Here is a 25,100-nt window from a genome sequence, read left to right as displayed (position 1 = left end):
TCCAATTCCCTCCAATTAGCCGGCCAATTCCTGCAGTGATGAGATCTGATCGACGAGTTGCTCCCAATGGGCATTGGCATCGTCCAGGCTTTTCTGGATTCGTTGATAGCCTTCCTGCACCTTTTGAGCTTTCGCTTCATCTTCATACATCTCAGGATCGGCCATTTTCACTTCTGTTTCTGTCTTTAGCAGATCAAGAGATTCAATCTCCTTTTCGATTTTCTGAAGTTGCTCTTCAAGCTTCTTCAGATCCCGCTTCGCCTGCTGCGCCTCAGGAGTGTTTTTCTGCACAACTGGCTGAGGTTTTTTCTCTACTTTCTCTGCTGCAGGAGCTGCTTTTACTTCGATCTGTTGGCTTCGCCAGAATTCATATTCATCGTAAGTTCCCGGATACTCCTTGATCTCGTGATCTTCGATGTACCAAATCTTATTCGCGACACCCTTGATAAAATGACGGTCGTGAGAGACAGTAATAAATGTCCCTTCGTACTGTTGCAAAGCCTGAATCAGGATATTGACCGACTGAAAATCCAAGTGGTTTGTCGGTTCATCCAGCAGGAGAAAATTCGCCTCAGAGATCAGCGTTTTTGCCAACGCAACCCGGGATTTTTCACCTCCGGAGAGCACTTTGATCTTTTTGAAGACTTCTTCATTGGAGAAAAGAAAGCATCCCAAAACACCACGAAGCTCCATCTCGGACTTTTTACTTCCAGCTTGGGACATTTCCTGCATGATCTCGTTGTCTAAAGTCAGCGCTTCCAGCTGGTGCTGCGCAAAAAATGCTTTGATCACATTGTGTCCTTCCGTTCTAGTTCCGCTGGTCTGCTCGGGGCCGGCGATGATGCGAAGCAAAGTTGACTTCCCTTTTCCATTCGCACCGATTAAGGCGATCTTATCTCCTCGTTCGATCCGCGCAGTCGTATTCTTCAAGATCACCAGATCTCCATAGGATTTGGACACGTGATCCAAGACCACAACATCGCGTCCCGACTTCTGCGAAAATTTAAACTTGAAGTTTACAAACGCTTCGTCGTTGACTACTTCATTGACTCTGTCCAATCTATCAAGAGCTTTAATTCTCGATTGAACCTGATTGGATTTGGTCGCTTTGGCCCGGAAGCGCTCAATAAATTTTTCAGTTTGCTTGATCATCTGCTGCTGATTCTCATAGGCGTTATTCTGGAGTTCCATTCGGATTTTTTTCTCTTCCTTATAGAAGGAGTAGTTGCCCGGATAGGAAGTAAGCGTCTGATTGGCCACTTCGACGGTCGTGCTAATGCAATTATCCAAAAAGGTCTGATCGTGGGAAACAACGACCACTGCACCCTCGTAATTTTTGAGGTAGTTTTCCACCCACTGAATGGAGGGCAAATCCAAGTGGTTGGTAGGTTCATCCAGCATAAGCAGGGATGGTTTCTCCAAAAGAAGCTTCGCGAGCATCACCCGCATCCTCCATCCTCCCGAAAACTGCCGGAGAGGTTTGCTTAAATCCTTGGTCTGAAAACCGATTCCCTCCAACACTTCTTCAGCTTTCGCCTTGATCGTGTAGCCTTCATTGCTTTCGAAGCGATCCTGTAGAAATGCGAGCTTGTTGATGATTTCGTCCGAATAGTCAGTTTCCATCAACTTCAGTACTTTATCTATCTCATCTTGCAGTGCCAACGTCTCTTTGAATGCCGCGAGAGCCACGTTCAAGATACTCTCGTCAGATTGATAGGAAAGCAAATCCTGATTCAAAAATCCGATGGTACAGTCTTTTGCTTTTTGAACTTCACCTGTCGTCGCCTGGTAGTCTCCGTGGATGATCTTGAGCAAAGTGGATTTTCCGGTTCCATTTTGACCTACAAGCCCAATCTTGTCTTTTGGCTTGATGTGGAGGTTGGCATTTTCGTAAAGCGGGCGACCGCCGATGAAGTAAGAGAGATTGTTAATCGAAAGCATGGCGCAAAAATAACCAAAGCCGCGTTTATACCGCCTCTGCTCGGAAAACAATCTCTATTTGATTAGCTTATTTGAGTAAAAATGAAACAACCCATGAATCTCGTAAAACCAATTCTCCTGAGTCTTTGTATAGGCATCCTTTGTCTGAATGCAAATTGCCAGGGAAAAATTTCGGCCACAGATGGCAACAATAAACTGGACATTCGAGACGCAAAAGCCGATGTCAACTTAGACCAGATCAAACTTCAGCCCGGATTCAAGATCGACGTTTGGGCGGCAGATGTCCCAAATGCCCGGTCAATGGCCATCTCAGACAATGGAGTTGTTTTCGTGGGGAGCCGCCAAGAAGGCTCTGTTTACGCGTTGGTTGATGAAAATGCAGACGGCAAAGCAGACTCGAAATTCATCCTCGCCGAAGAACTCAATATGCCCAATGGGGTGGCAATCAAAGACGGCAATCTGTATGTGGCTGAAGTCAGCCGAATCATTCGATTCAAAGACATCGAAAACAACTTGGCCAATCCGAAGTTCGAAGTCGTTTTTGACGGCTATCCAGAAGAGCGTCACCACGGGTGGAAATTCATCGCTTTCGGCCCGGACGGAATGCTCTACGTGCCCGTCGGTGCTCCGTGTAATATCTGCGAAAGCGAAAACCCCGTATTTGCCAGCATAACCAGACTGGACGTCAGCAAGCCGGGAACAAAACCTGAAATCTATGCGCACGGAGTCCGAAATTCCGTTGGCTTTGACTGGCATCCGGTCACCAAAGAATTGTGGTTTACCGACAATGGTCGCGACATGCTCGGCGACGACACGCCGGATTGCGAACTAAATCACGTAACATCCGCAGGACAACACTTTGGCTATCCTTATTGGCATGCAGGAACTGTCAAGGATCCTGAGTTCGGTTCCAAAGGAAAAGATGCCTCAGATTATGTAGCACCTGCGGCGAAACTCGGCCCGCACAATGCGCCTTTGGGAATGAGATTTTACGTTGGCAGCATGTTCCCCGAGTCCTTTAAAAACAATGCGATCATCGCAAAACACGGCAGTTGGAACCGAAGCAAAAAAGTGGGCTATGAAGTCGTGATGGCAAAAATAGACGCTTCTGGAAAAGTAACCGGTCAGGAAAAATTCGCCACCGGTTGGCTGGACGATGCCAGTCAGGATGTATGGGGAAGGCCAGTTGACGTGCAAGAATTGCCCGACGGGAGTCTGCTAATATCAGATGACATGGCCAATTGCATTTACAGGGTGACCTATTCGAAGTAAAAGCACAAAGGGAGGCAATCGCCTCCCATTTTTATTTTAACCATTGCGGTTTAGTGGTATCCACCTCAGCCTGAAGCTGATTGAGCAAATTGTAGAGTCCGAAGTAGGTCCGATTGATATATAGCCCATGGCGTGATCCCCTCGCCTGTCGGGACTTTTTAAACATCTTGTCATTGGAGATGCGATCGCCCAACTGAAAAATCTGCTCAAAATACGAATCATCGGCAAAATCAAACCGATCCACATGAAACGGCTTCCCCAGTAAGGAAATCATCTCCTTAAACACTCCTTTGAAGTATACTTTCTCTTCCTCCGAATCTTTATCCGAAATAAAATCAAGCGCATAGAAGGTTTGATGCAGCTCCTCTTCCTTCAGAACCATACCTTTTTTCATCAAAGGAAAATAGCCTTGATAAAAATCCTCCGGAATGACTTTAACACATCCAAAATCAATAATCCCCAAGGTATCGTCCTTTTCAATGATGAAATTCCCCGGATGAGGATCGGCATGAACCTGCTTCAGATTGTGAACCTGATGGTGATAAAAATCCCAAAGCGCCTGCCCCACCTGATTTTTGGCTTGCTGACTAGGAATTGTTTCCATCCATTCCTTGATGTGTTTTCCTGAAATCCAGTCCATGGTAATCACCCGATCTGAGCTAAACTCTTCGAAGTAAGCCGGGAATTTGAGGTTGGGAATATGCGCACAAGCTTCAGAAATCTCACGGGAGCGCTGTACTTCGAGGAGGTAATCAGTCTCTTCCAACAAACGCTCCTCCACCTCTTCCATGTAATGATCCAGTTCCTTTTCATTCATATTGAGGAGTCGAAGGGCAAAAGGCCGAACCAGTTTTAGATCAGAACTCACAGAATCCGCCACGCCGGGATACTGGATTTTCACTGCGAAAGTCTTTCCGTCTTTGGTCGCCTGATGCACCTGACCGATGGATGCCGCATTGACCGCTGATCTGGTAAAGGTTTCAAAAACGCCTTCCGGAGATTTACCAAAATATTTTTGAAAGGTCTTCACCACCAAAGGATACGACAAAGGCGGCGCTGAATACTGCGCCATCGTAAACTTATCCTGGTAGGCCCTAGGAAGTAGGTTTTTGTCCATGGACATCATCTGCGCCACTTTCAAGGCAGATCCTTTGAGCTCGCTCAATGATTTATAGATATCTGTTGCGTTGTTGGAATGAAGCTCCTCTTTATCCATCGATGGATTGACCATCTTCTTGGCGTAATGCTTCACATAGTTCCCACCGACCTTAGCACCCGTTGAGATGAATTTGGCAGCTCGCTGTACTTTGGAAACCGGAATCGATTCCTGTTCTTTTAGATCGCTGGCCATGGTTATTTAGTTTGATAAAGAAATTTGGCAAAGTCTAAAAAAGAATCGAGCGCGCTTTTCCCCATCAAGTCAAACGCCAAATTGACGGACTTTTCGATTGCTGCATCGGTCTTTTCAAATCTCGGACTTTGGTCATCCAACCAATATCTGAAGACAAAAGCAACCTGAAGCCAAAGTGCTTCGTCGTAGCGCTCCGTGACTACCGGTCGGCTGGCAACTTCCTGAGTCTCTTTTCCCTCTAAGATCAACTCTCCGGCAAAATCCTTAAACCTTGCTTTAAACTCCTTGGTGTCGAAAGGCAGGGACCTAAACGACTTTGCTTTATCCTGATAGAGGCTGAGCAGATAGGATCTGCTTTTTTTTAATTCTTCGATCCAAGTGAAAAGGAAGCTGAGAAACTTTTCTCTCACGCTGTATTCCTTAAAAACCTCCTGCGCTTCCATCTGTTCGAGGGTGGATTCATAGATCGAAACCCAAATCGCAGATTTGATAGATTCAAACGAAGTGAAGTAGGTGTAAAACTCCTCCTCCTTCATCTTTAAGTCTTTGGCAAATTTGAAAACCGAGGCCGGTTCCGAACCATGCTCCAACACATGATTCTTAAAGCCGTCCAAAATCAGTTTTCGGTAGTCCTTCTTCGTAGTCTTCTTTACAGTAGTTGCTTCCATAGGATTGATTCAGTTACGATTAGATAACTCCCAATCCCGCCTTCAGGTTTATTTTAAATGAAAAAAAGCCGAAGAGTGATTCCGGCTTTTAAGAAGGAGCGTATGCTACTTTAGTTTTTCACCTGCTCAATCACCAGATTGTGGTTGGTGTAGATGCAGACGTCGGCTGCGATGTGGAGGCTTTCCCGGACCATTTCTTCCGCTGAAAGCTGCGGTGCAAATTTCTTCATCGCCCGGGCCGCTGATTGGGCAAACATGCTTCCAGAACCAATCGTGGCAATCTCCATATCCGGCTCGATCACATCACCGTTTCCAGAGATGATCAGGATATCTTCCTTGTCTGCGACGATCATCATCGCCTCCAGCTTGCTCAGCATCCGATCGGTTCGCCATTCCTTGGCCAGCTCGACAGCCGCGCGTTTCATGTTGTTGCCAAAAGCGCCGAGTTTCTCTTCGAATTTTTCGAGGAGGGTAAAGGCGTCTGCGGTAGATCCGGCAAAGCCGGTTACAATTTTCCCACCCTGAAGCACTCTGAGTTTTTTGACTGTGCTCTTGGCAACTGTATTTCCAAGCGTCGCCTGCCCGTCTGCTCCGATGACTACCTGACCATTGTGACGAATGGCAACGACGGTGGTTGATTTTATTTTTTCCATAATAAAAGTGATTGCTTTTTTGGTGATTGAATTATTGAGGTAGTAGAGAAAACTCCAGATTTTCCTTTTGGACTAGGAATACAGCCACCCCGTCACTCTGCGACTCCTTACCAATAACCGTTCTAATGCAAAAAGTCCTGACTATGCAGGACTTTTTGGCAGTTGTATTTCAATTAGATTAAGATCCTGACGGGATCTTCAAGGAGACCTTTGAGAGTCAGCAGGAATGCAGAGCCTACCGCTCCGTCCACCACTCGGTGATCGCAGGAAAGTGTCACTTTCATTACGTTACCGATTTGCATCTGGCCGTTTTTCACAATCACGGTTTCTTTAATGCCACCGACAGCCAGAATACACGCATCGGGTGGATTGATGATGGCTGTAAAATCTTCTATGCCGAACATACCCAAATTGGAGATCGTGAAGGTGTTCCCTTCCCAGTCCTTAGGCTGGAGTTCTTTGGTTTTTGCTTTGCCACCGAGTGTTTTTGCCTGATTGGAAATCTGAGACAAAGACAGATTGTCCGCAAATCGGATCACTGGTACGAGCAGACCGTCTTCAACAGCCACTGCCATTCCGATGTGGATATGGTCGTTGTAGCGAATCTTGTCTCCGAGCCAGCTAGAGTTTACTTTTGGATTTTGGCGAAGCGCAGAAGCAGTAGCCTTGATCACCATGTCGTTGAAAGAGATTTTCACCGGAGAGATCTCGTTCATGCTCTTTCTCGCTTCGATCGCCTTGTCCATGTTGATCTCCATGGTCAGGTAGAAGTGTGGTGCACCAAACTTACTTTCAGCCAATCGCTTCGCGATGACTTTTCTCATTTGAGAGACTTTCTCTTCACGGAAGCTTTCCTGACCCACGGCAGGTGCAGAACCTGCAGCGGATGTCGAAGCTGCTGCGGGGGCAGCAGAAGGCACGAAAGTTTCGATGTCCTTCTTCACGACTCTTCCTCCTTCGCCTGAGCCACTTACTTGACGGATATCCAAGCCTTTATCTTCGGCCATCTTTCTTGCCAACGGGGAGGCTTTGACTCTTTCTCCATCAGCAGTTGGCGCTGGTGTACTTGACACTGGCGCTGCAGCGGTAGGAGCCGGTGTATCCGTTTTCTTTTCTGGCGCAGATTCCGCTTTGGTATCAGCCGGTTCTGTGGGCTTGCTCGCAGCCTGCTGTGCTTTAAGCAAAGTCTCGAAGTCCGCACCTTTTTCGCCGATCACCGCAATGACGCCATCGACTGCAACACTGTTGCCAGCCTCGACACCTATATGTAGGAGCACACCGTCCTCGTAAGACTCGAGTTCCATGGTTGCCTTATCTGTCTCGACTTCGGCGATGATTTCTCCAGACTTCACCGAGTCGCCGACCTTTTTCAACCAGGTGGCGATGGTTCCCTCTTGCATGGTATCACTCATTTTTGGCATGGTGATGACCGTCGCATTGATGCTGGAAGTATCTATTTTCTCCGCGGGAGCTTCAGCTTTTTCAGATTTCTCAGGTTCCGCTGCTTTATCTTCTGATTTGGAATCTTCTTTTTTAGAGTCAGCGGGGGCAGCAGACCCGGAGAGCAGCTGCTCATAGTCTTCACCTTTTTCCCCAATGACGGCAATGACACCGTTTACAGGAACGGAATCTTTCTCCTGAACTCCAATATATAAGAGGACACCTTCTTCGTAGGATTCCAACTCCATGGTTGCTTTGTCGGTTTCCACCTCAGCCAAGATATCCCCCGGCTTGACAGTATCTCCCACTTTTTTCAACCATGCAGCGATCACCCCCTCCTCCATTGTGTCACTCATTTTTGGCATTCTGATTATTTCGGCCATAGGTAATTTCGAGCTTGTGCGTTTTTAAAGTGACCAAAAATAGTTTTTAAAAACGCTTTATTCAAATTTATAACCTGTATTTTCCGAGCAGTTTTAGGTCTTTTTACCCTATGCCACTTACTACTGAAAGCTCCTATCAACGGTCTAAATTGCTCTTTAGCGGACACTTAGAAACCATTTACCCCGCGCTTTTCCGAAAGGTAGAAATTCAAAAACCTGTGCGTGAACGGATAGAAACCCCGGATGAAGACTTTCTGGATCTCGATTGGTTTAGGTCCGGCAGTCGCCGTTTGGTGATTATCAGCCATGGTCTGGAGGGAAACAGCACTCGGCCCTACATGCTCGGGATGGCTCGAAAGTTCATCCTCGCAGGCTTCGATGTCCTCACCTGGAACTTTCGGGGATGCGGGGAAGAGCTGAACCGCAAAGCAATCTTCTATCACAGCGGGGCTACCTACGATCTGGAGACGGTCGTAAACCATGGACAAAAAAACTATCAGGAAATCTACCTTCTGGGATTTAGTCTAGGCGCAAATCTCACCTTGAAGTACCTTGGCGAAAAAAAGTCTAGCAATTCAAAGCTCAAAAAAGCCGTCACTATCTCTGTTCCTCTTGATTTAGCCAGTTCTTGCAAAAAGATCTCCACTGGAGAAAACATCATTTATTCAAAACGCTTCCTGACTACCCTCAAAGCGAAAGTCGTCGCCAAGTCTCTGATTTTCCCTCAAGAGCTAAACCTAAAGATGCTTCAAAAAACTAAGACGCTCCGGGATTTTGATGATTTCTACACGGGTCCCCTGCACGGATTCCAGGATGCTGCCGAATACTACGAGATCAACTCCTCGCTTCAGTTTCTTGACCGCATCGAAATCCCCACGCTGGTGTTGAATGCGCGGAATGATCCCTTTTTGAGCACCGCCTGCTTCCCTACAAAATTGGCAAAAAGTCTGGATCTGATACATTTCGAATTCCCCAAGCATGGAGGTCATGTCGGCTTTTCCGGGCCTTCCCGAGAAAAAAGCTACTACTCTGAACAACGGGCAGTTGAATTTATAACCCATGATCTCTAACTTCCCCTCAAATAATTTAACTCTCTGACCATGTGCGGAAGATACTCCCTCAGCAAAAGTAAAGATGAATTGGAAGAACGATTCCAGGCGGAAATGCTGACGGACTTCAAACCGAGGTTCAATATTGCCCCAACGCAGCTCGTGCCGGTGATCACCTCAGACAGCCCAAAAGGCTTCTCATTCTTCTACTGGGGACTTACTCCGGATTTTGGAAAAAACAAACCGGTCTCTCAGAAGTTGATTAACGCAAAAGCTGAGTCTGTTCACGAAAAAATATCCTTTAAAAATTCGTTCCAGAGAAGACGCTGCCTGATTCCCGCCGATGGCTTTTTTGAATGGAAAAAACTCGGCAAGAAGACCAAAATCCCCTATCGATTCACGCTTCGGGAGGATGACCTTTTTGCATTTGCGGGAATATGGGAAGAATACGAAACAGTCTCCGGAGAATCTCAGCACACGTTTTTGATTTTGACAACCACGCCCAATGAAGTCGTCGAAGAAATTCACGAACGTATGCCGGTGATTCTCAACCGAAGTCAAGAAAAACTCTGGCTAGACAAATACGCTTCGGAAGAAGCCTTGCTAAACCTACTCAAGCCCTATCCCACCGAATTGATGCTGAGTTATACAGTTTCTTCCTTGGTAAACTCCGTGCAAAATGATTCTCCAGGAATAATTCGCAAAATCTCGCCGATGGATCAGTTTGGGAACTACACACTTTTCGGATAGATTCAAAAACGAGAAACCAATTATAAGCTTATTGTGGAAATTCGAGGCACTATCACTATGATCAGTCAAAAGATTTTCCCGAAAACATAGACCTAAATAACAATGAACAAGTCTCGAATTCTCGGTGCAGGCCACTACGTCCCTGAACGGATTGTGACCAATAAGGAACTATCAGAAATGATGGACACCAACGATGAGTGGATTGTCGAACGAACCGGAATTCATGAGCGGCGCTGGTATACTCCAGGTGTCGACACCGTGACCAATATGTCGGCCAAGGCCAGCCGAATGGCAATGGAACGCGCAGGAGTATCCTCCAAGGAAATTGACTTCATCGTTTTTGCGACCATTACTTCCGACTATTTTGTACCCGGCAATGGCGTCTTGCTTCAGAAAGAGCTGGGACTGCCAAGCATTGGCGCGCTGGACGTGAAAAACGCCTGCTCAGGATTCCTATATGCGCTTTCTGTGGCTGACCAGTTTATCAAAACGGGGATGTACAAAAAGATATTGGTGGTCGGCGCTGAAATCCAATCCTCCGGTCTCGACAAAAGCAACGAAGGCAGATCCAGTGCTGTGATCTTCGCCGATGGTGCGGGAGCCGTTGTCCTTGGTGCTGTCAAACAGGATGAACCGGGCATTCTCAGTTCGCATTTGCACTCCGATGGTTCCTTCGCCGAGGAACTGTACTGCATCGCTCCAAGCTCGAGCGGAAAGATCCGGATCTCTCAAGAGATGGTTGATCGCGGTGATTTTTTTCTCAAGATGAATGGAAATACGGTTTTCAAGCACGCGATCGTCCGCTTTATGGAAGTGATTAAAGAATCGTTGGAGCACAATGGATATGCTAAGGAGGACATCGACCTTTTGGTGCCGCATCAGGCTAATCTGAGAATCAGTCAGTACATCCAGCAGAAACTCGGTCTTCCTGACGATAAAGTCTTCAACAATATCATGTATCTCGGAAACACCACCGCAGGCACGATTCCTATCGCCCTTTCCCAAGCGTGGGAACAAGGTCGGTTAAGGGATGGTGATTTGGTGTGCTTGGCCGCTTTCGGCTCGGGTTTTGCCTGGGCATCAGTTCTTTTGCGTTGGTAAAAAATGGATGACTCTATTCGCCCGCTTGACCTCAACCTGTGGCTAGACGTAGACCTGATTCGTCAGCAAAACTTCCTTAAAAGTCAATTCATCAGCATTTTGGAAGCGGTGGCAAACTCCGTTCCGCTGCGGGATCTGGAAGGCATTTCCCCCAGAGTACGAAGCTCCAAAATTTCCAAAGGCAACGATCTCTTGGGACTGCCATACCAGGTCTTGGACGTAGTCCGGGATTTCGACTCCGTCGACGGAGTAAACATTCGGCTGCTCAATTGGTTTGGAAATGGATTTTTTGTAAGTATTTTGATGGGCAAAAATCGGAAAAACCCAATCCTTCAGCTGCTACAGCAAGGGTTTTCTTTCGGACTGAGTGAAAATAAATGGGACTATCCAGACCTGATTTTGAATAAAAATCTAAGCGATGATCCAAAAATAATTCAGAGATCTGACCTCGATTTCCACCTGTGGATCAAATCGGTAGAAATCGAAAAAGACCCCAAAGCTACGGTTGCATCGCTCTGCAGGGAGGTTAAAAAAATCCTAAGTATGCTGGAGCTTCCAAGCGAACAAAGCAGGAATTAGCTTAATTTTAAACAGGAAAAAGATTCGCACGTAGAAAGTATGTCGAATCTCTTCTTTAGATCGTTTGTCTTGGGTTCCACTAGAACCACACCCAAATCTACCCAACATGAGAAATTTGCTTCTGGCAGCTTTTATTCTTCTTTACTTTTCATCCCACGCACAGGAACCCCAAGTGATTCAGCAATTCAACGCTGACTCCACGCTCATGGCGACCGGAGTAGTTGCAAAAGGACAACGGGAAGGGCTCTGGAAATTCTACAATCAAAAAACCAATACTCAAGTTGCAGAGGGCACCTTTGTCAACGGCAAAAAAGATGGGGTTTGGACCAATTTCCATTCAAATGGCAAGCGACGTGAAGCCCTTGACTATCGGGACGGAAAACTTTTCGGCCCTGCTTACTTCTATGATATCGAGGGAGCCCTCAAAAAACAACTGATCTATCAGGACAGCGTGGTCGTAGGGAAATACACGGAGTTTTACGGCAAAGCCGGTAATCCTTCCTACGTCGACCCAAGTCAGGTTCTTACTGAAGGACAATACGAAAACGGCCAAAGAACTGGCCAATGGGCAAGCTATTATGAATTTGGCGAATTGGCTGCGAGGGAATTTTACTCCAAAGGTCTCCGTGAAGGGCCATACCTAGAATACGATCCAGATGGAAATGTCACCGTAGAGGCGACCTATTCCAACGGCCAACTAGAGGGAGCGTACAAACGATACCTCTATTCTGTTCTTCTGGAAACAGGTAGCTATAAAAACGGTGAGAAAATTGGTCCTTGGAAAAGATATTTCCCACAAACCAAAACGATAGAAGCTGAGGAGTACTTTGATGAAAGCGGCAACAAGACCGGTGATTGGAAATATTATTACCAAACCGGAAGAATCGCAAGAAATGAGTCCTACGAAAACGACATTGCAGTCGGAGTCTGGGAGGAGTATTTTCCTGACAAGTCACTTTCCAAACGCAAAACTTACGAATTGGGAGTTCCCGTCGGAGAATATGTCGAATACCACAGTTCTGGAGAAATCTCCGTGCAAGGCTCTTATGAGGGAGGCGCCAAAAGCGGAATGTGGAAAAGCTACTTTCCAGATGGGAAAGTCTATTCCATCGGCGCTTACAGAAATGATCTAAAAACGGGTCTTTGGAAGTTTTTCAACAAAATCGGAATCCTGATCGCTGAAGGACAATACATCCTTGGGATGGAAGACGGACAGTGGTTTTATTATTACGATGGCGGGCAACTCAAGTCCGTCGGCACTTACAAACTCGGGGTGGAGGATGGGATTTGGGGTCTATTCTATGACAACAAGCAACTCACTCAGGAGGAATTTTGGGATGGGGGCAAACTTATGGACGTCGGGGACTATTTCAGCTACGACGGAATGACCAAGCTTGACAAAGGCACACTAAATGATGGGGAAGGGACGCGTATCACCTACTACATCACCGGACAAAAAGAATCCGAAGGGACTTTCAAATCCGGAAAAGCAGATGGAACTTGGATTTTTTACCACGAAAATGGTCGCAAAGCCTCGGAAGGAAACATGGTGGATGGGCTAAAAGAAGGACATTGGAGGTATTACAATTCCGCAGGGCGGCTTGAAGACCTCATTGTTTTCGAAAAAGACGAAATTGTCGAAGCAAAATAGCACGTGGGCCTGACCGCTGCCCCGGTTACCAATTTATTCTCTACCCTACTCGATATCATAAACTGCTAAGTGACTCTGGATTTCTTAGCCGACCGAAGCATGGTCGACCCCGAGGGCCGACTCTTTAAAAAATTACTTCACACCATTCCTGAGTATTTTTGAATCAAGAAAATTGGATTTCAAATTATTATTCGTAAATTCCTATACTTCTTTCGGCTTGTCCGCAGTAGTTTTTTAAACTTGAGTAGTTTATTTTAAGGGTGATTGAACTACGGACTAATCGTTAAATTTTTGAAGCTCGGGGAATTCCCCGGGCTTTTCTATTTTCTGGAGTAATCATCCTGAAGGCGTACGATATCATCCTCGTCTGAGGGACTTCCTGGATCTGAATGCATCCAAATCTCCGCAACCACACCCCAATTGTCAGCACCAATAAGACGATGACGTTCTCCTTTGTCTAGTGATACCACCACACCGGAAGTCATCTCCTCTACAGGTCCCTGCTCATCCGAATGGCTTCTTGATATAGCAGATTTTCCGGCGATCAGTTTCCAAAGTTCCGCTCTTCGAAAGTGGTACTGCCAAGAAAGTCTTGCGCCAGGAGCAACAAGTAAAAACTTAGGACTCAACTTCTGCTTCAACTGCTCCTCTGACAGTTCTACCTCTGCAAAAAATGCAGTCTTAAACTTCAGAATCTGAGTTTCATCCAAGACAAAAAAACCACCCCAAGGTCGGTCTACATCTTTGGCAGCGACCTTGAATCCAAGTTCGGTAAGCTTATCCTCAACTTTTTCAAAAACTTCTGCTTTGCTCAATTGAGCTCCTATTTCAAGATTGTCCATTGTCTAAAATTTTTGCAAATTTAGCGAAAGTTCAACTCCCCAGAAATCACAGGGTTAAATTTTCAAATCTTTTCTAAAAACTAATCCCGGATTTGGAATAATTTGAATTTCCCTTAATCATCATTCGTCTATTATTCAATTTTTTTCAGGAAGTCTTTTTTGAAACCTAAAATTTCCCTTAATTCAGGCATTCCTTTATGCTATGAACCTAATTAACCCGCAAGAACTGATCTCCAAGATGGAGGGGGTGGTAGAAATAAAAAGCTACCTGAATAAAATCAAAATCATCAAGAACCTCTACCTAAAAGGGGCCAATACCGCCAGCGAAATCTGCAACGAAGTCGGTATCTCACTCCCAACCGTCAATGCACTGCTCGCAGATCTGATGAACTCCGGCGAAGTGATCAAGCAAGGCCGGGCAGAATCCCAGGGAGGCCGAAAGCCAGACCTCTATAGATTGGCCGAAAATGCCTTCTACGTCCTCTCCGTAGATTTGTCCAAGTTCAACATGCACTTGGCGCTGTACTCTTGTACCCATGAGTTGGCCTATGAAAAGGAAGATCACAAGATTATTCTAAACAATGAAAAGGAAACATTCGACCAGCTGTGCGATTTGATCGACCACTACCTGGCGAGTACCAAAATCCCCGCAGAAAAGATTATCGCAATCGGGTTTTCGATGCCAGGATTGGTGGATTCCATCGGCGGAGTCAATTACACCTACCTGAGATTTGGAAAAAAAACCTTGTTGGAAAATCTGGAAGAACGCTTTCACAAAAAGATCTTCCTTGAAAATGATGCCCGCGCAATGACGTTGGCCGAATTCAAATTTGGCTCTGTCCACAACCACAAAAATGTCCTCGGGATTTTCATCGGCTGGGGAATCGGCCTCGGCATCATCATCGACGGCAAAATCTACCACGGTGCTTCTGGATTCGCAGGGGAGTTTTCTCATTCGCCGATTTTCGAGTCGAGAGATGTGACCTGTACCTGCGGAAAGAAAGGGTGCCTAGAGTCAGTCTCCTCAGGCACGGCAATCGTACGCATGGCGGAAGACGCCATCAAACTTGACAAGGACAGCATCTTGGCCAGAATGGTGCGAGATCATCAAGGCGAGTTGGAACCGGGATTGGTTGTAGAAGCAGCCTTGGCTGGCGATCAGCGCGCCATCACCATCCTATCCGAAGCAGGACTGGACTTGGGCCGAGGGATTTCTATTCTCATCCAGCTCCTCAATCCCGAATTGATCATCATCGGCGGCTCTGTGGCAGAGGCCAACCAATACTTGATCACGCCGATTCAGCAGGCTCTAAATATCTACAGCATGGCCAAATCCCGTGAAAAATCGCAATTGGCACTCTACCAGCTAGGCAAAGATGTCGGGCTTTTAGGTGGCGTCGCAGTCGTGAACGAGAAGCTGTTTGACGATGTCATCAATCGGCTAAGCTAGGCCTGCCCTAGTTTGAATCCTTATCTCCTCAACTTCAAGTTCCATGTTTGCGCTTTTCTATTCCCTTTCGATTCTGGCCAGTCTACTTTTTTTTACTCCTTCGGAAAAAGTTAAAGATCAAAAACCCAACATCATCCTCATTTTTGCCGACGACATGGCCTATGGGGATCTGGGCGTGTACGGTGCCAAAGGTTGGGAAACCCCGAACTTGGATCAGCTTGCGGAAGATGGGGTACGCTTTACCCAATTCTACGTTCCTCACGCCGTCTGTACTGCTTCGAGAGCTGCGCTGTTGACGGGCACTTACGCCAACCGCCTCGAATTGTATGGTGCTATTGACCATTCGGCCAAACATGGGCTAAACCCAGAGGAGACGACAATCGCTGAGATGCTCAAAGCCACCGGCTACCAAACGGGAATGGTCGGCAAGTGGCACTTAGGCCACCACACTGAGTTTCTACCCACAAACCAGGGCTTCAACAGCTATTTTGGACTTCCATACTCCAATGACATGTGGCCCAATCATCCCGAAGTAAAAGGATATTATCCTCCGCTCCCATTGATCGAAGGAGAAAAGGCGATAGCCTATCTGGAAGACCAGCGAGAGTTGACTTCCTGGTACACCTACAAGTCCCTGGAGTTTATCGAAAAAAACCAGGGTCAGCCCTTCTTCCTCTACCTCGCGCACAGTATGCCACATGTGCCGCTTTATACTTCAGACAAATTCCAAGGGAAATCCGCGCAGGGAGCATATGGCGACGTCATGATGGAGATCGACTGGTCTGTCGGCGAAATCCGAAGCAAACTGAAGGAGCTCGGTTTGGACGAAAACACACTGATCATCTTCACTTCAGATAATGGACCTTGGCTTTCCTATGGAGGCCACGCTGGCTTACAGGCTGGATTGAGAGAGGGAAAAGGAACCTCTTGGGAAGGCGGAATCCGCGTACCGGCAATCATGACCTGGCCGGGGAAAATCCCCGCGGGACAAATACAGGATCAAGCGGCAATGACGATTGACATCCTGCCTACCTTGGCCAAGGTCACCAACTCCCAACTTCCGACACTTAAAATAGACGGTTCGGATATCTGGCCTTTGACTCAAGGACAAAACGTACCGTTAAAACCCTATTTCGCTTACTACAACAAAAATGAGCTCCAAGCGGTCATCTATGGCAAATGGAAACTGGTATTCCCTCACACCTACCGGACTATACCCGCCGGAACTGAAATGAGAAACGATGGGATTCCAGTGAAATACATCAACGTCAAGCTTGAAAACCCCTCTCTATTTGATCTCGCAAAAGACCGGGGAGAAACTACAGACGTTTCCTCCCACAATCCGGAAATACTGGCGAAGCTAAACGGCTTTGCGGATCAGGCAAGGGCTGATCTTGGAGATGCTTTGACGGGAAATGAGGGAGCAAACAATCGGAAAGCCGGGAGAATTAAGTAAACTATTCAACTGGCTAGTACAAATCAGAATTTGTATAATCATTCGTAAAGCTTTCGGAAATTTTCAATCTGCTGTGATCCCCGCAAGAAACGGATGACAAGCCCCGATCATGGCTGCTTTTTCTTCCAATGCTGAGATGCGGATCTGAACAGGGCATCCTACCGATTCCAGATACGCATGGGTATGAGGCAAAAAGTGGGTTTCAGCTCTGGCAATTTTTCCTCCGATCACCACTCCCTGGCAATTCATCTTGACGATATACGGAGACAAGAACTCACCCAGCGTTCTACCAAACTCGGTCATAATCTTACCAACTATCTCAGGGTCAAAATCTCCGAAAAGCAGGTCTTTCAACCCAGAGATCGTTATTCCAAACTGCGCTGACGCATACTGCTTAAACCAACCTGTCCCCAGATAATCCTCTGCGATGCCGTCTCTGAAGGATGCCGTCCAGAGTTTTGCATCGGTGACTTGCGCTCCGATTTTAAATGCAGAACCTAAGCCCGTACCCAGCGTCAGGCCAATAGAATTATCAAATCCACGACCGGCACCGGCCAGGCTTTCTCCCAAAAGAAAAGCCTCGGCATCGTTGACAAAAACAATCCGAACAGGGTCAATTTTTAGGCTTTCGGCCAACAGATTTTTCACAGAAAGGCCATAGAGCGACTTCATCTTCCCCTGGTCTTTGATCAGGGAAACACCGTTGGGGTAGTCATAGGGTCCCGGCATCGCGATCCCAACCCGGATCTCGGTGCGCAGTCCAACAGACTGCCTAATCACAGCAGTCCAGTCCGCGATAATCTCCTCAACACTGCGATACGTATCCACGTCTCCTTCATGAAAGGCACTGATTTTCGCCGATACTCCATCCCAAGCAATCTGGGCTCCAGAAATATGCGAGCCCCCGATATCAAATCCATATGTCGTCATAGGTTCAATCTTTAACATCAGTTTTTTGGTTCAATGTACTGAAAAGGGTATTTAGGAGTGTTCTGGTATTGTCTTCGGACATTTCCCAAAACATTGCTCCGCCCAGCCCTTGTTCTTTGATAAATTTCATCATTAGCCCTAGGCACTCCCCATTCGCGCAGATAATCCAGGTAGAATCCTCACCACATGCGGCCGTTGAAGGGAACTCCCAAGACAATTTTCTCAGCGGAAATATTTTTGGAATTAACCGTATTCCAGTCGGCGACATAGCCGATTACGTGGATTTCACAGGCTATCAGAAAGAATTTCATGCGGGGGACTTAGAAATGGAATGGGGCAAAAATATAAAATCTGCCGCCACCTAAACGTACCGATCCAGTTAAATCCCTATCAATTCTCATCTTATTGTTATAAAATTGGGCCATTAAAGCTGTTGGAGTTACTCTAACTCAATGGATCCCAGAGCAATCGCAAATCCTGAAAAAAAAAACACTCTCGCCAGCAACCTCATCTCTTTTAGATCCAGAATTGAAATGCCATTTTCCCGAGAAAGAACCTTCCAAAACCTGTTAGCATCAAATTTTGAAATCGGCGAATATGAATCCTGCACCTTCGTCGGCTGTACTTTTTCCGGCCTGAATTTCCAGGGTTCCAGCTTCGAAAATTGTACCTTCAAAAACTGTGACTTGAGTAATGCCAAGGTCTCTGGGGTATCCTTCCAAACCGTTCGATTCGAGGCTTGCAAGATTCTCGGAGTCCATTTCAACGCCGCCAACCCCTTTCTGTTGGAATTCAACTTCCAAGGCTGTCAGCTGGATTACTGCAATTTTTTTCACCTGAAGCTGAAGAAATCCATCTTTCAAAAAAGTAGACTGTTGGAAACAGACTTTTCGCAAGCTGATCTCAGCGGGTCAAATTTTTCAGGCTCTGAGCTTAGCGGAACTGTTTTTGACCAAACCAATCTGGAAAAAGCCGACTTCCGCGAAGCCGTCAACTACCGCATCGATCCCGAAAGAAACAAGATCAAAGGCGCACGTTTTGACTTGGAAGGCTTGCCTGGATTGCTTGGGAAGTGGGGTATTAGAGTGGGATGAAACGCTAACATTGCAAAAACACTTGCCCCTTTGCAAACTGGATAAGGCCCAATACAATTGCCCGACAGTTTTCTCGTTCCTTTTTTATTCAGAAGCATAATCGGACTGCCATTTCCTTTGCGACTGCAATATGTAAACGGATAATTAGGAATCATCGATGATGAAATCCTACAACAAACCCTATGGACGGCGCTCAACTATAGCCGATAAATACCCGCCTGGAGCCTCACTCTTCTTTTCCGAAAATTGCAAACTTGTAAGTGCATGGATCTACCGAACAATCATACATTTCTATTAGGGCATGAAATCTCCCGGTCCACTTAGGGGTCACTTCAGCCAATGCAAAATCCGAGGAATCTTCATCACACCCGATAGAATTTTCATTCTCATCATGGATGCAAAGATCTATATCGGTACAGTCGTTGTCGCAGACTAAAACGAATTTATATGTCCACCCCTCCTGTAACGTAAAAAAGCGATTTTCGTCATCTGATTCATCCAAGGAGCCCTCAATTATGGTATGCGTCAGTTCATAGCCATCGCTCTTGATCAACTTTTCGGCATTAGCCAGTTGACGATCCATCACCTGACCGCTGGCCAAATTGCAAATGACAGACAGGAGGTAAACTCCAATAAATTTAAGAAAACCTTTCACAGTGTTTTAGTTGATAATTATAGATAGAACCTGAAACGTACACTTGTTTGCACCTTCGTATCCCAACAGACTGACTGTCAAAACGAACCATAACGAATTGGAGTATTCAATAAATCTTCAGAAACTGGGTGCAAAAAATGGTCTGGAAAATCTAACAACATTCCAGTAAAGTTCCTATTCAGTGTAAAAACTTGGCTCATTTTCGCCTATATCTTACTTTTTTTTGTAAAGCAAGTGTCAAAGATCAACCTCATCTTGCTGACAATGTCTATAGCGAAGTCTTTGATAAAAAGCGCTTCGGAGTCTTAACTCCAACTGGACCGGAAAATTATTCGGAAGCGGTCAGAGAAAGTTATCCTACATATACTAATAGAAGAAGCTGTCCCGACAAACGAAGACAGCCTCTAGTTATCACATCGAAAGGATTAAATACTACGCATTACTCTCACTTTTTCATATACTCCTCCCTAACAGCCTTGAATTCCGAGTTGGCTTTCCAGCTCGGCCACTTATCCGAATTGGCCAGTGACCGACCCACATTGTAAAGCAGCTGCACGTCATCGGCTGCGCCGTCCAGATTCCAACGCGCGGGGTCATACTCTTCGTTAGGCTTGTGGTAGTAGTTGGCCGTGTAGTCCTCCTGAAGTTGTTTTCCGTACTCTTTGCCTTTTTCGACGTGATCTATCCCCGTCCCAAAATACAAAGCAGGAATTCCGACTTTGGCAAAATTGAAATGGTCTGATCGGAAATAATATCCGGCGACTGGATTAGGTTCGGGAGCACTGTACCGTCCGAGTTTTTCCAGTTCCACATTGAGCAGATCCTCCATCTCAGACTGACCCACGCCGATGATGGACACGTCCTTCATCTTGCCGTAGGGATTGATGCCATCCATGTTGATGTTGGCGACGGTTTTTTCCTTGGGGTAAATAGGGTTTTGCGCATAGTAGGCTGAGCCCCAAAGTCCCTGCTCTTCGGCCGTAACAGCCAGAAAAACAACCGTTCTTTCGGGCTGGGCGTCGGTTTTGAAGGCCTTTGCCAAAGCAAGAAGTGCGGCAGTCCCGGAGGCATTGTCCAGGGCTCCGTTGTAAATTGAGTCGCCGGTCTCATCGGGCTTACCAATCCCAAAATGATCCCAATGGGCGGAATAGATCAGGTATTCATCTGGGTTTGTCTTGCCGGTCACCTTGGCCACCACATTTTTGGAGACATTGTATTTTGCTTCTACTTCAATAGATCCTGTCGCAGAAATCCCCATTGGGACCGCCTCAAAGTCTGCCTTTCGAGCTTTGGCAAGCATTTCCGAGTCCTTCATCCCTCCCATTTCAAACAGTTTTTTGGCAGTCGGAAGAGTAATCCAGCCCTCAAACCCAAGTTTGTAAGGTTCCTTTCCCCGGTCATCAAGGTAAAGTTTGGATGCCTTCCAGCTGTTTTGAATGACGTTAAACCCGTATCCGGCAGGAATGGTGTTGTGCACGATTAGACAACCTAAAGCGCCTTGCCGAGCAGCTTCCTCGTACTTATAAGTCCAGCGGCCATAGTAGGTCATCGTGTTTCCTTTGAAGAGCGACGCGTCCTCCGTTCCAAATCCCGGATCGTTGACTAGGACGACAACGATTTTCCCCTTCACATCAATGTTTTTGTAGTCATTCCAACCATATTCCGGCGCCACAATCCCAAATCCCGCAAAGATCACTTCGGCATCTTTCACGTCCACCAGCGTATCGGTTCGCTGCGTCCAGATTACAAAGTCCTGGAGACCTTCGATAGACGCATTTTCATTGTTGCTTTTGAACTCCATGGTCTCTGCCGGACTACAGGTAATGGATACCATGGGCACGTCCTGAAAATAGGAATCGCCATTGCCAGGCTCCAAGCCCAGACTTTTAAATTGGGTTTCCAAGAAATCAGTCGTTATTTTTTCGCCTTCGGTAAAGGGCATCCGCCCCATAAACTCATCCGAAGAAAGGGTGATCAGATTGGGTTCAATGTCGTCAACTTGAAACTTGTAAGTTGGTTTGACTGGAGCGTGGCAGGCCGAAAGCACAGCCAAGACGGCAAATGAAGCAATTCCTGTATTTTTCATAAACTTTGTTTAAGGTTGGGGAAGATAAACTCATTTGGTGCCCCAAGATAAAAATTTACCGGTTGATTTACTGAGGCATAGGTACCAATTGGATGCGGAGCCTTGCGCGGAGTGAAATTTACTTTACCTTTGTGACCTAGCGGCACGACCAGCTCCTGCTGAATCCCCCAGGTCCGGAAGGAAGCAAGGGTAGGCGGTTGTAGCGGTGCGATGCCGCTTCTTTTTTGCCCTAATTTTTCCAAATTGGCTTCCCCTAGGAATTCCTAATCCTGATTTATCTTCTAACTTTGTCCGTTAGCCTATTATAAATCAATCTCAACCTTAAGCCTTTTTCAACAAGTCTTAACAAAAAACCTATTCCCATGAAATTCTTTATTGACACTGCCAATCTCGATGAAATCCGCGAAGCCTATGATCTGGGTGTATTGGACGGCGTGACTACCAATCCGTCTTTGATGGCCAAGGAAGGCATCAGCGGAGACGCCAACGTAAAAGCGCACTATAAGGCCATTTGCGACATCGTTGATGATAAAGTAAGTGCGGAGGTGATCTCCACCAACTTTGAAGGCATGATCAGCGAAGGCAAGGAACTTGCCAAAATCGATGACAAAATCGTCGTGAAGATCCCAATGATTAAGGACGGGGTCAAAGCTTTGAAATATTTCCACAGTGAAGGCATCCGTACCAACTGTACATTGGTATTTTCCGCAGGTCAGGCGATCCTTGCCGCCAAAGCAGGGGCCAGCTACCTCTCCCCGTTCATCGGCCGATTGGATGACATCTCTTATGATGGACTGGAATTGATCGCTCAGATCGCCCATATATATCAAAACTACGGCTTCGAAACTGAAATCCTCGCAGCATCCGTACGCCACACCATGCACTTGATCAAGTGTGCAGAACTCGGTGCGGATGTGGTCACCTGTCCACTCAAAGTGATCACCGGACTCCTCAAGCATCCGTTGACGGATTCGGGTCTGGCACAGTTTCTGGCTGACCACGCTAAAGCAGCCGGAAAATAAAAAACCAAAAGAGGCTGTTTCTTCACCGATTCAGCCTCTTTTTTTATCCCCACAGCATGTATATCATCAAGGTAAAAGGAAAAGCCAAAATTCCTGACTACATCCAGATTCGGGATGAAAATTTCGTTTTGGTCGCCTACTTCCGAGCCGACAGACCTCTGAAAAGTATTGAAAAATACGGGTTGGCCGGAAAAGAAACCGAGCTGGAGGATGTGATCAAAAATCTCCCCTTCGGAAAACTTCAAAAACTAGAGCTTTAAACCATGGATTTCAGTACCAAACCTGTACTTCAGGTCACCCAGGCTACCATCTTTCAGGGAGATAGTCCCGTATTGTCTGACATCAATTTTGCGGTGGAGCAGCATGAATTTGTATTCCTGATCGGCAGAACCGGCAGCGGCAAAAGCTCCCTGCTCAAGACCCTCTATGCCGATCTTCCGTTGCAATCAGGTCTGGCAGAAATCGTCGGATATTCGCTTACCAAGATTAAGAATAACGAAATCCCCTATCTCCGTCGAAAGATCGGTATCATCTTTCAGGATTTTCAATTGTTCAGCGACCGAAGTATTAGGGAAAACCTCTCTTTCGTGCTCAAAGCAACCGGCTGGACGGATGCCGCGAAGATTAAGGAACGGATCAGCGAAGTCCTGATTCAGGTTGGCCTGACCGATGCGTTGCAAAAAATGCCCCATCAACTTTCGGGCGGTGAACAGCAGCGCGTGGTCATAGCAAGAGCTTTGCTCAATGAACCTTCGATCCTGCTTGCCGATGAACCTACCGGAAACCTCGATCCCGATGTTGCAGATGGTATTTTCAGACTTTTCCAGGAAATCAACAAAAAAGGCACAGCCATCCTGATGGCCACACACAATCACGAGTTGCTTCGCAAATTCCCCTATCGGGTGCTGAAGTGTGAAAAAGGAAAACTGCTGGATAGTCAAGTTCACGACATATCCTTCGGCTCATCTTTCTGATCCGAAAATCAAAAATCTCCCTACCGACAAAACAAGATCCAGCCAAACGACGTTTTGCCTGTAACCAATAATTTAAGCATGAGGCTTTCAAAACCATTCTATATACCTCTCATCGCTGCTCTAGCCTTTTCCTGTCAGAATGAAGACGATCAACCTCAACTTGATCCCGCTTCAAATGCTGCTGTCAACGAATGGATATCCAATGTGATGGACGAGGTATATCTCTGGCTGGATGATCTCGGAACACCTATTTCTAAAAATGCTGAGCCAGAAGACTACTTCGAAGCCTTACTCAATCGACCCACAGACCGATTTTCGGTGATTTATCCTGACTACCAGGAACTGATCAATTCGCTCAATGGAGTGACGCTCGAGTCCGGATACGAGTTTATACTCTATAGAGGAAATCCCGACACTAGCAATGTCGTAGCCGAAATCACCTACGTCAAAGCAAACAGCCCTGGTTCCAACGTCGATCTGAGACGCGGCGACGTGATCACCAAGATCAACGGAACGCTGATGACCGTAAGCAACTACCGGCAGCTGCTTGGCGAGCTGGATGAAATGCATACGATTTCGTACATGAGGTTTGACGAGCTCAGGGAGGCATTTGTGGCAATGCCTGACGCGACGCTTACCTCGGTACAATTGGCAGAAAATCCAATATTTCTGGACACTACCTATACCATCGACAATGAAAAAATCGGCTATCTGGTATACCATTTCTTCTCTCCCGGGCCAAGCTCCAACAGCACCGCTTATGACGATGAGATAGATGCCATTTTTTCCAACTTTAAAGCAGAAAATATCGATCACCTGATTGTGGATTTCAGGTATAATGGCGGCGGGTTCGTTACCTCTGCGGTTAATCTTGCCAGTTTGATCGCTCCGGGAGTGACCGCTGCGAATATCTTTTCGAAGACAAAATACAACAGCTACCTCATGGACCAGTTTTCAAATCTGAACAACGTCCAAACACCATTTTTTGCGAAATCTCAGAATATCGGACCGCTGAGCGAAAATCGAGTCTACATTCTCACCTCGGCGAGAACCGCATCTGCTTCGGAGTTGATCATCAATGGGCTAAAACCCTATATGGATGTGTACCTGATCGGCAATGTCACCACTGGAAAAAATGTCGGCTCGATCCCGTTTGAGGACGAAGAAAATGCACAAAATCACTACGGCATCTTGCCGATCGTCTCTCAGAGTTTCAACAGCCTGGATCAATCGGATTACACGCAGGGATTCTCCCCCAATACGATAGCATTGGAGACAAGCGAACGTTTACTACCCTTAGGAGACGTGAATGAGTTGCTCCTACGGACAGCCATTTCTCAAATCACCGGAGAGCCGTCGCCAGCGAGATTTCGTCAGCTAGACCGCGTAGACATTGGCAGTACGCTGGACGGGAAAATCAGATATGGAACTCTGATCGAAAATCAGGTGATCAAGGAATCCGTCTCACAGCACTAGAGAAGCACTATTTCCAAAAAACCTGTCAATCCCCTATCCGAAACACCGTTCAATCTACAGGTTAACAAATTGTTAAGTCTATCCCGATGGGTTTTTCCTAAGCCTAGTCTCTCTAAATTTGGCGAATGGAAACAGCAGCGACTTTCTTAATTCTTTTGACCGTGTACTTTATGGGATGCTTAGCTATCGTACAGCAGGCGATAAAACCTATAAAACGCTTGGTTCGCAGTCAACCCAGTAGCGAAAAACTCCATTGGGAATCCAACTATTCCAAAAT

General features: G+C 46.5%; 24 protein-coding genes, 1 other RNA gene and 1 pseudogene. 15 read left to right on the top strand and 11 right to left on the bottom strand.

Translation table 11 applies throughout. From position 1 onward, the window contains the following. Nucleotides 1-15 precede the first annotated feature (15 nt). Nucleotides 16-1,941, bottom strand: a complete 1,926-nt coding sequence (locus tag ABD031_RS20635) for an ABC-F family ATP-binding cassette domain-containing protein (RefSeq protein WP_343854751.1) — start codon at nucleotides 1,939-1,941, stop codon at nucleotides 16-18. Between the two features lie 93 nt (nucleotides 1,942-2,034). Between ABD031_RS20635 and ABD031_RS20630 the strand changes: the two genes are divergently transcribed. Then, nucleotides 2,035-3,213 (top strand): PQQ-dependent sugar dehydrogenase, encoded by a 1,179-nt coding sequence (locus ABD031_RS20630; RefSeq protein WP_343854750.1) that lies wholly within the window; start codon nucleotides 2,035-2,037, stop codon nucleotides 3,211-3,213. Nucleotides 3,214-3,244: 31 nt separating this feature from the next. Here the strand turns inward: ABD031_RS20630 and ABD031_RS20625 are convergent, their stop codons facing one another. The 4 genes from ABD031_RS20625 to ABD031_RS20610 all read right to left on the bottom strand — a co-directional run bounded on the left by ABD031_RS20625 (nucleotide 3,245) and on the right by ABD031_RS20610 (nucleotide 7,708). Beyond that, a complete protein-coding gene (locus tag ABD031_RS20625) occupies nucleotides 3,245-4,564 on the bottom strand; it encodes an ABC1 kinase family protein (RefSeq protein ID WP_343854748.1) in 1,320 nt (439 codons plus the stop codon). Nucleotides 4,565-4,566: 2 nt separating this feature from the next. After that, complete coding sequence (locus tag ABD031_RS20620; protein WP_343854747.1) at nucleotides 4,567-5,232, bottom strand: TetR family transcriptional regulator C-terminal domain-containing protein; 666 nt, start codon at nucleotides 5,230-5,232, stop codon at nucleotides 4,567-4,569. A 110-nt stretch (nucleotides 5,233-5,342) separates the two neighbouring features. Next, on the bottom strand, nucleotides 5,343-5,885 hold the full coding sequence (gene hslV, locus ABD031_RS20615; RefSeq protein WP_343854745.1) for an ATP-dependent protease subunit HslV: 543 nt from the start codon (nucleotides 5,883-5,885) through the stop codon (nucleotides 5,343-5,345). Between the two features lie 173 nt (nucleotides 5,886-6,058). After that, complete coding sequence (locus ABD031_RS20610; RefSeq protein ID WP_343854743.1) at nucleotides 6,059-7,708, bottom strand: pyruvate dehydrogenase complex dihydrolipoamide acetyltransferase; 1,650 nt, start codon at nucleotides 7,706-7,708, stop codon at nucleotides 6,059-6,061. A gap of 110 nt (nucleotides 7,709-7,818) precedes the next feature. Here ABD031_RS20610 and ABD031_RS20605 point away from each other — a divergent pair, with 110 nt between their 5' ends. The 5 genes from ABD031_RS20605 (at nucleotide 7,819) to ABD031_RS20585 (ending at nucleotide 12,838) form a co-directional block, all read left to right on the top strand. After that, nucleotides 7,819-8,778 carry a YheT family hydrolase gene (locus ABD031_RS20605; protein ID WP_343854741.1) on the top strand — a complete coding sequence of 320 codons (960 nt, stop codon included), beginning with the start codon at nucleotides 7,819-7,821 and terminating at the stop codon, nucleotides 8,776-8,778. A gap of 30 nt (nucleotides 8,779-8,808) precedes the next feature. Then, nucleotides 8,809-9,507, top strand: coding sequence for an SOS response-associated peptidase (locus ABD031_RS20600; protein ID WP_343854740.1), 699 nt, complete (start codon nucleotides 8,809-8,811; stop codon nucleotides 9,505-9,507). A gap of 102 nt (nucleotides 9,508-9,609) precedes the next feature. Continuing rightward, nucleotides 9,610-10,608, top strand: a complete 999-nt coding sequence (locus tag ABD031_RS20595; RefSeq protein ID WP_343854739.1) for a 3-oxoacyl-ACP synthase III family protein — start codon at nucleotides 9,610-9,612, stop codon at nucleotides 10,606-10,608. Nucleotides 10,609-10,611: 3 nt separating this feature from the next. Then, a complete protein-coding gene (locus ABD031_RS20590) occupies nucleotides 10,612-11,187 on the top strand; it encodes a hypothetical protein (protein ID WP_343854737.1) in 576 nt (191 codons plus the stop codon). 106 nt (nucleotides 11,188-11,293) lie between these two features. Next, a complete protein-coding gene (locus tag ABD031_RS20585; protein ID WP_343854736.1) occupies nucleotides 11,294-12,838 on the top strand; it encodes a toxin-antitoxin system YwqK family antitoxin in 1,545 nt (514 codons plus the stop codon). A gap of 320 nt (nucleotides 12,839-13,158) precedes the next feature. Here the strand turns inward: ABD031_RS20585 and ABD031_RS20580 are convergent, their stop codons facing one another. Then, nucleotides 13,159-13,680 carry a cupin domain-containing protein gene (locus tag ABD031_RS20580; protein ID WP_343854735.1) on the bottom strand — a complete coding sequence of 174 codons (522 nt, stop codon included), beginning with the start codon at nucleotides 13,678-13,680 and terminating at the stop codon, nucleotides 13,159-13,161. Between the two features lie 202 nt (nucleotides 13,681-13,882). On the opposite strand from ABD031_RS20580, the gene ABD031_RS20575 reads away from it, so the two are divergent. Further along, on the top strand, nucleotides 13,883-15,130 hold the full coding sequence (locus ABD031_RS20575) for an ROK family transcriptional regulator (RefSeq protein ID WP_343854734.1): 1,248 nt from the start codon (nucleotides 13,883-13,885) through the stop codon (nucleotides 15,128-15,130). Between the two features lie 43 nt (nucleotides 15,131-15,173). Next, a complete protein-coding gene (locus ABD031_RS20570; protein ID WP_343854732.1) occupies nucleotides 15,174-16,586 on the top strand; it encodes a sulfatase family protein in 1,413 nt (470 codons plus the stop codon). A gap of 63 nt (nucleotides 16,587-16,649) precedes the next feature. On the opposite strand, the gene ABD031_RS20565 is transcribed toward ABD031_RS20570, so the two are convergent. Both ABD031_RS20565 and ABD031_RS20560 read right to left on the bottom strand, forming a co-directional pair. Beyond that, nucleotides 16,650-17,534 (bottom strand): ROK family protein, encoded by an 885-nt coding sequence (locus tag ABD031_RS20565; RefSeq protein WP_343854731.1) that lies wholly within the window; start codon nucleotides 17,532-17,534, stop codon nucleotides 16,650-16,652. 161 nt (nucleotides 17,535-17,695) lie between these two features. Continuing rightward, nucleotides 17,696-17,827, bottom strand: a complete 132-nt coding sequence (locus tag ABD031_RS20560; RefSeq protein ID WP_343854730.1) for a hypothetical protein — start codon at nucleotides 17,825-17,827, stop codon at nucleotides 17,696-17,698. Nucleotides 17,828-17,968: 141 nt separating this feature from the next. Here ABD031_RS20560 and ABD031_RS22435 point away from each other — a divergent pair. Next, a pseudogene (locus ABD031_RS22435) lies at nucleotides 17,969-18,199 on the top strand (hypothetical protein); the annotation flags it as partial. Here ABD031_RS22435 and ABD031_RS22430 read toward each other — a convergent pair. Continuing rightward, a complete protein-coding gene (locus tag ABD031_RS22430; protein WP_425542814.1) occupies nucleotides 18,092-18,379 on the bottom strand; it encodes a hypothetical protein in 288 nt (95 codons plus the stop codon). The pseudogene ABD031_RS22435 and the gene ABD031_RS22430 overlap by 108 nt on opposite strands. 12 nt (nucleotides 18,380-18,391) lie before the next feature. Between ABD031_RS22430 and ABD031_RS22425 the strand changes: the two genes are divergently transcribed. Continuing rightward, entirely contained in the window at nucleotides 18,392-18,610 is a 219-nt protein-coding gene (locus tag ABD031_RS22425) for a pentapeptide repeat-containing protein (protein ID WP_425542813.1), read from the top strand. A 226-nt stretch (nucleotides 18,611-18,836) separates the two neighbouring features. Here ABD031_RS22425 and ABD031_RS20550 read toward each other — a convergent pair whose 3' ends face one another. Beyond that, on the bottom strand, nucleotides 18,837-19,265 hold the full coding sequence (locus tag ABD031_RS20550; protein WP_343854727.1) for a hypothetical protein: 429 nt from the start codon (nucleotides 19,263-19,265) through the stop codon (nucleotides 18,837-18,839). Between the two features lie 445 nt (nucleotides 19,266-19,710). Further along, complete coding sequence (locus ABD031_RS20545; RefSeq protein WP_343854726.1) at nucleotides 19,711-21,351, bottom strand: M28 family metallopeptidase; 1,641 nt, start codon at nucleotides 21,349-21,351, stop codon at nucleotides 19,711-19,713. Nucleotides 21,352-21,487: 136 nt separating this feature from the next. Between ABD031_RS20545 and ffs the strand changes: the two genes are divergently transcribed. The 5 genes from ffs to ABD031_RS20520 all read left to right on the top strand — a co-directional run bounded on the left by ffs (nucleotide 21,488) and on the right by ABD031_RS20520 (nucleotide 24,823). After that, an RNA gene (gene ffs, locus ABD031_RS20540) (signal recognition particle sRNA small type) lies at nucleotides 21,488-21,574 on the top strand. A 139-nt stretch (nucleotides 21,575-21,713) separates the two neighbouring features. After that, entirely contained in the window at nucleotides 21,714-22,373 is a 660-nt protein-coding gene (gene fsa / locus ABD031_RS20535; protein WP_343854724.1) for a fructose-6-phosphate aldolase, read from the top strand. Between the two features lie 56 nt (nucleotides 22,374-22,429). After that, nucleotides 22,430-22,633: a fructose-6-phosphate aldolase gene (locus ABD031_RS20530; protein ID WP_343854723.1), complete on the top strand. Its 204-nt coding sequence runs from the start codon at nucleotides 22,430-22,432 to the stop codon at nucleotides 22,631-22,633. 3 nt (nucleotides 22,634-22,636) lie between these two features. Next, nucleotides 22,637-23,347, top strand: a complete 711-nt coding sequence (locus ABD031_RS20525) for a cell division ATP-binding protein FtsE (RefSeq protein WP_343854722.1) — start codon at nucleotides 22,637-22,639, stop codon at nucleotides 23,345-23,347. Between the two features lie 78 nt (nucleotides 23,348-23,425). Continuing rightward, complete coding sequence (locus ABD031_RS20520; RefSeq protein ID WP_343854721.1) at nucleotides 23,426-24,823, top strand: S41 family peptidase; 1,398 nt, start codon at nucleotides 23,426-23,428, stop codon at nucleotides 24,821-24,823. Nucleotides 24,824-25,100 lie beyond the last annotated feature (277 nt).

Origin of the sequence: Algoriphagus jejuensis (assembly GCF_039523455.1) — a bacterium.
Taxonomy (GTDB): Bacteria; Bacteroidota; Bacteroidia; order Cytophagales; family Cyclobacteriaceae; genus Algoriphagus; species Algoriphagus jejuensis.
This window is presented reverse-complemented; position numbering and strand designations above follow the sequence as displayed.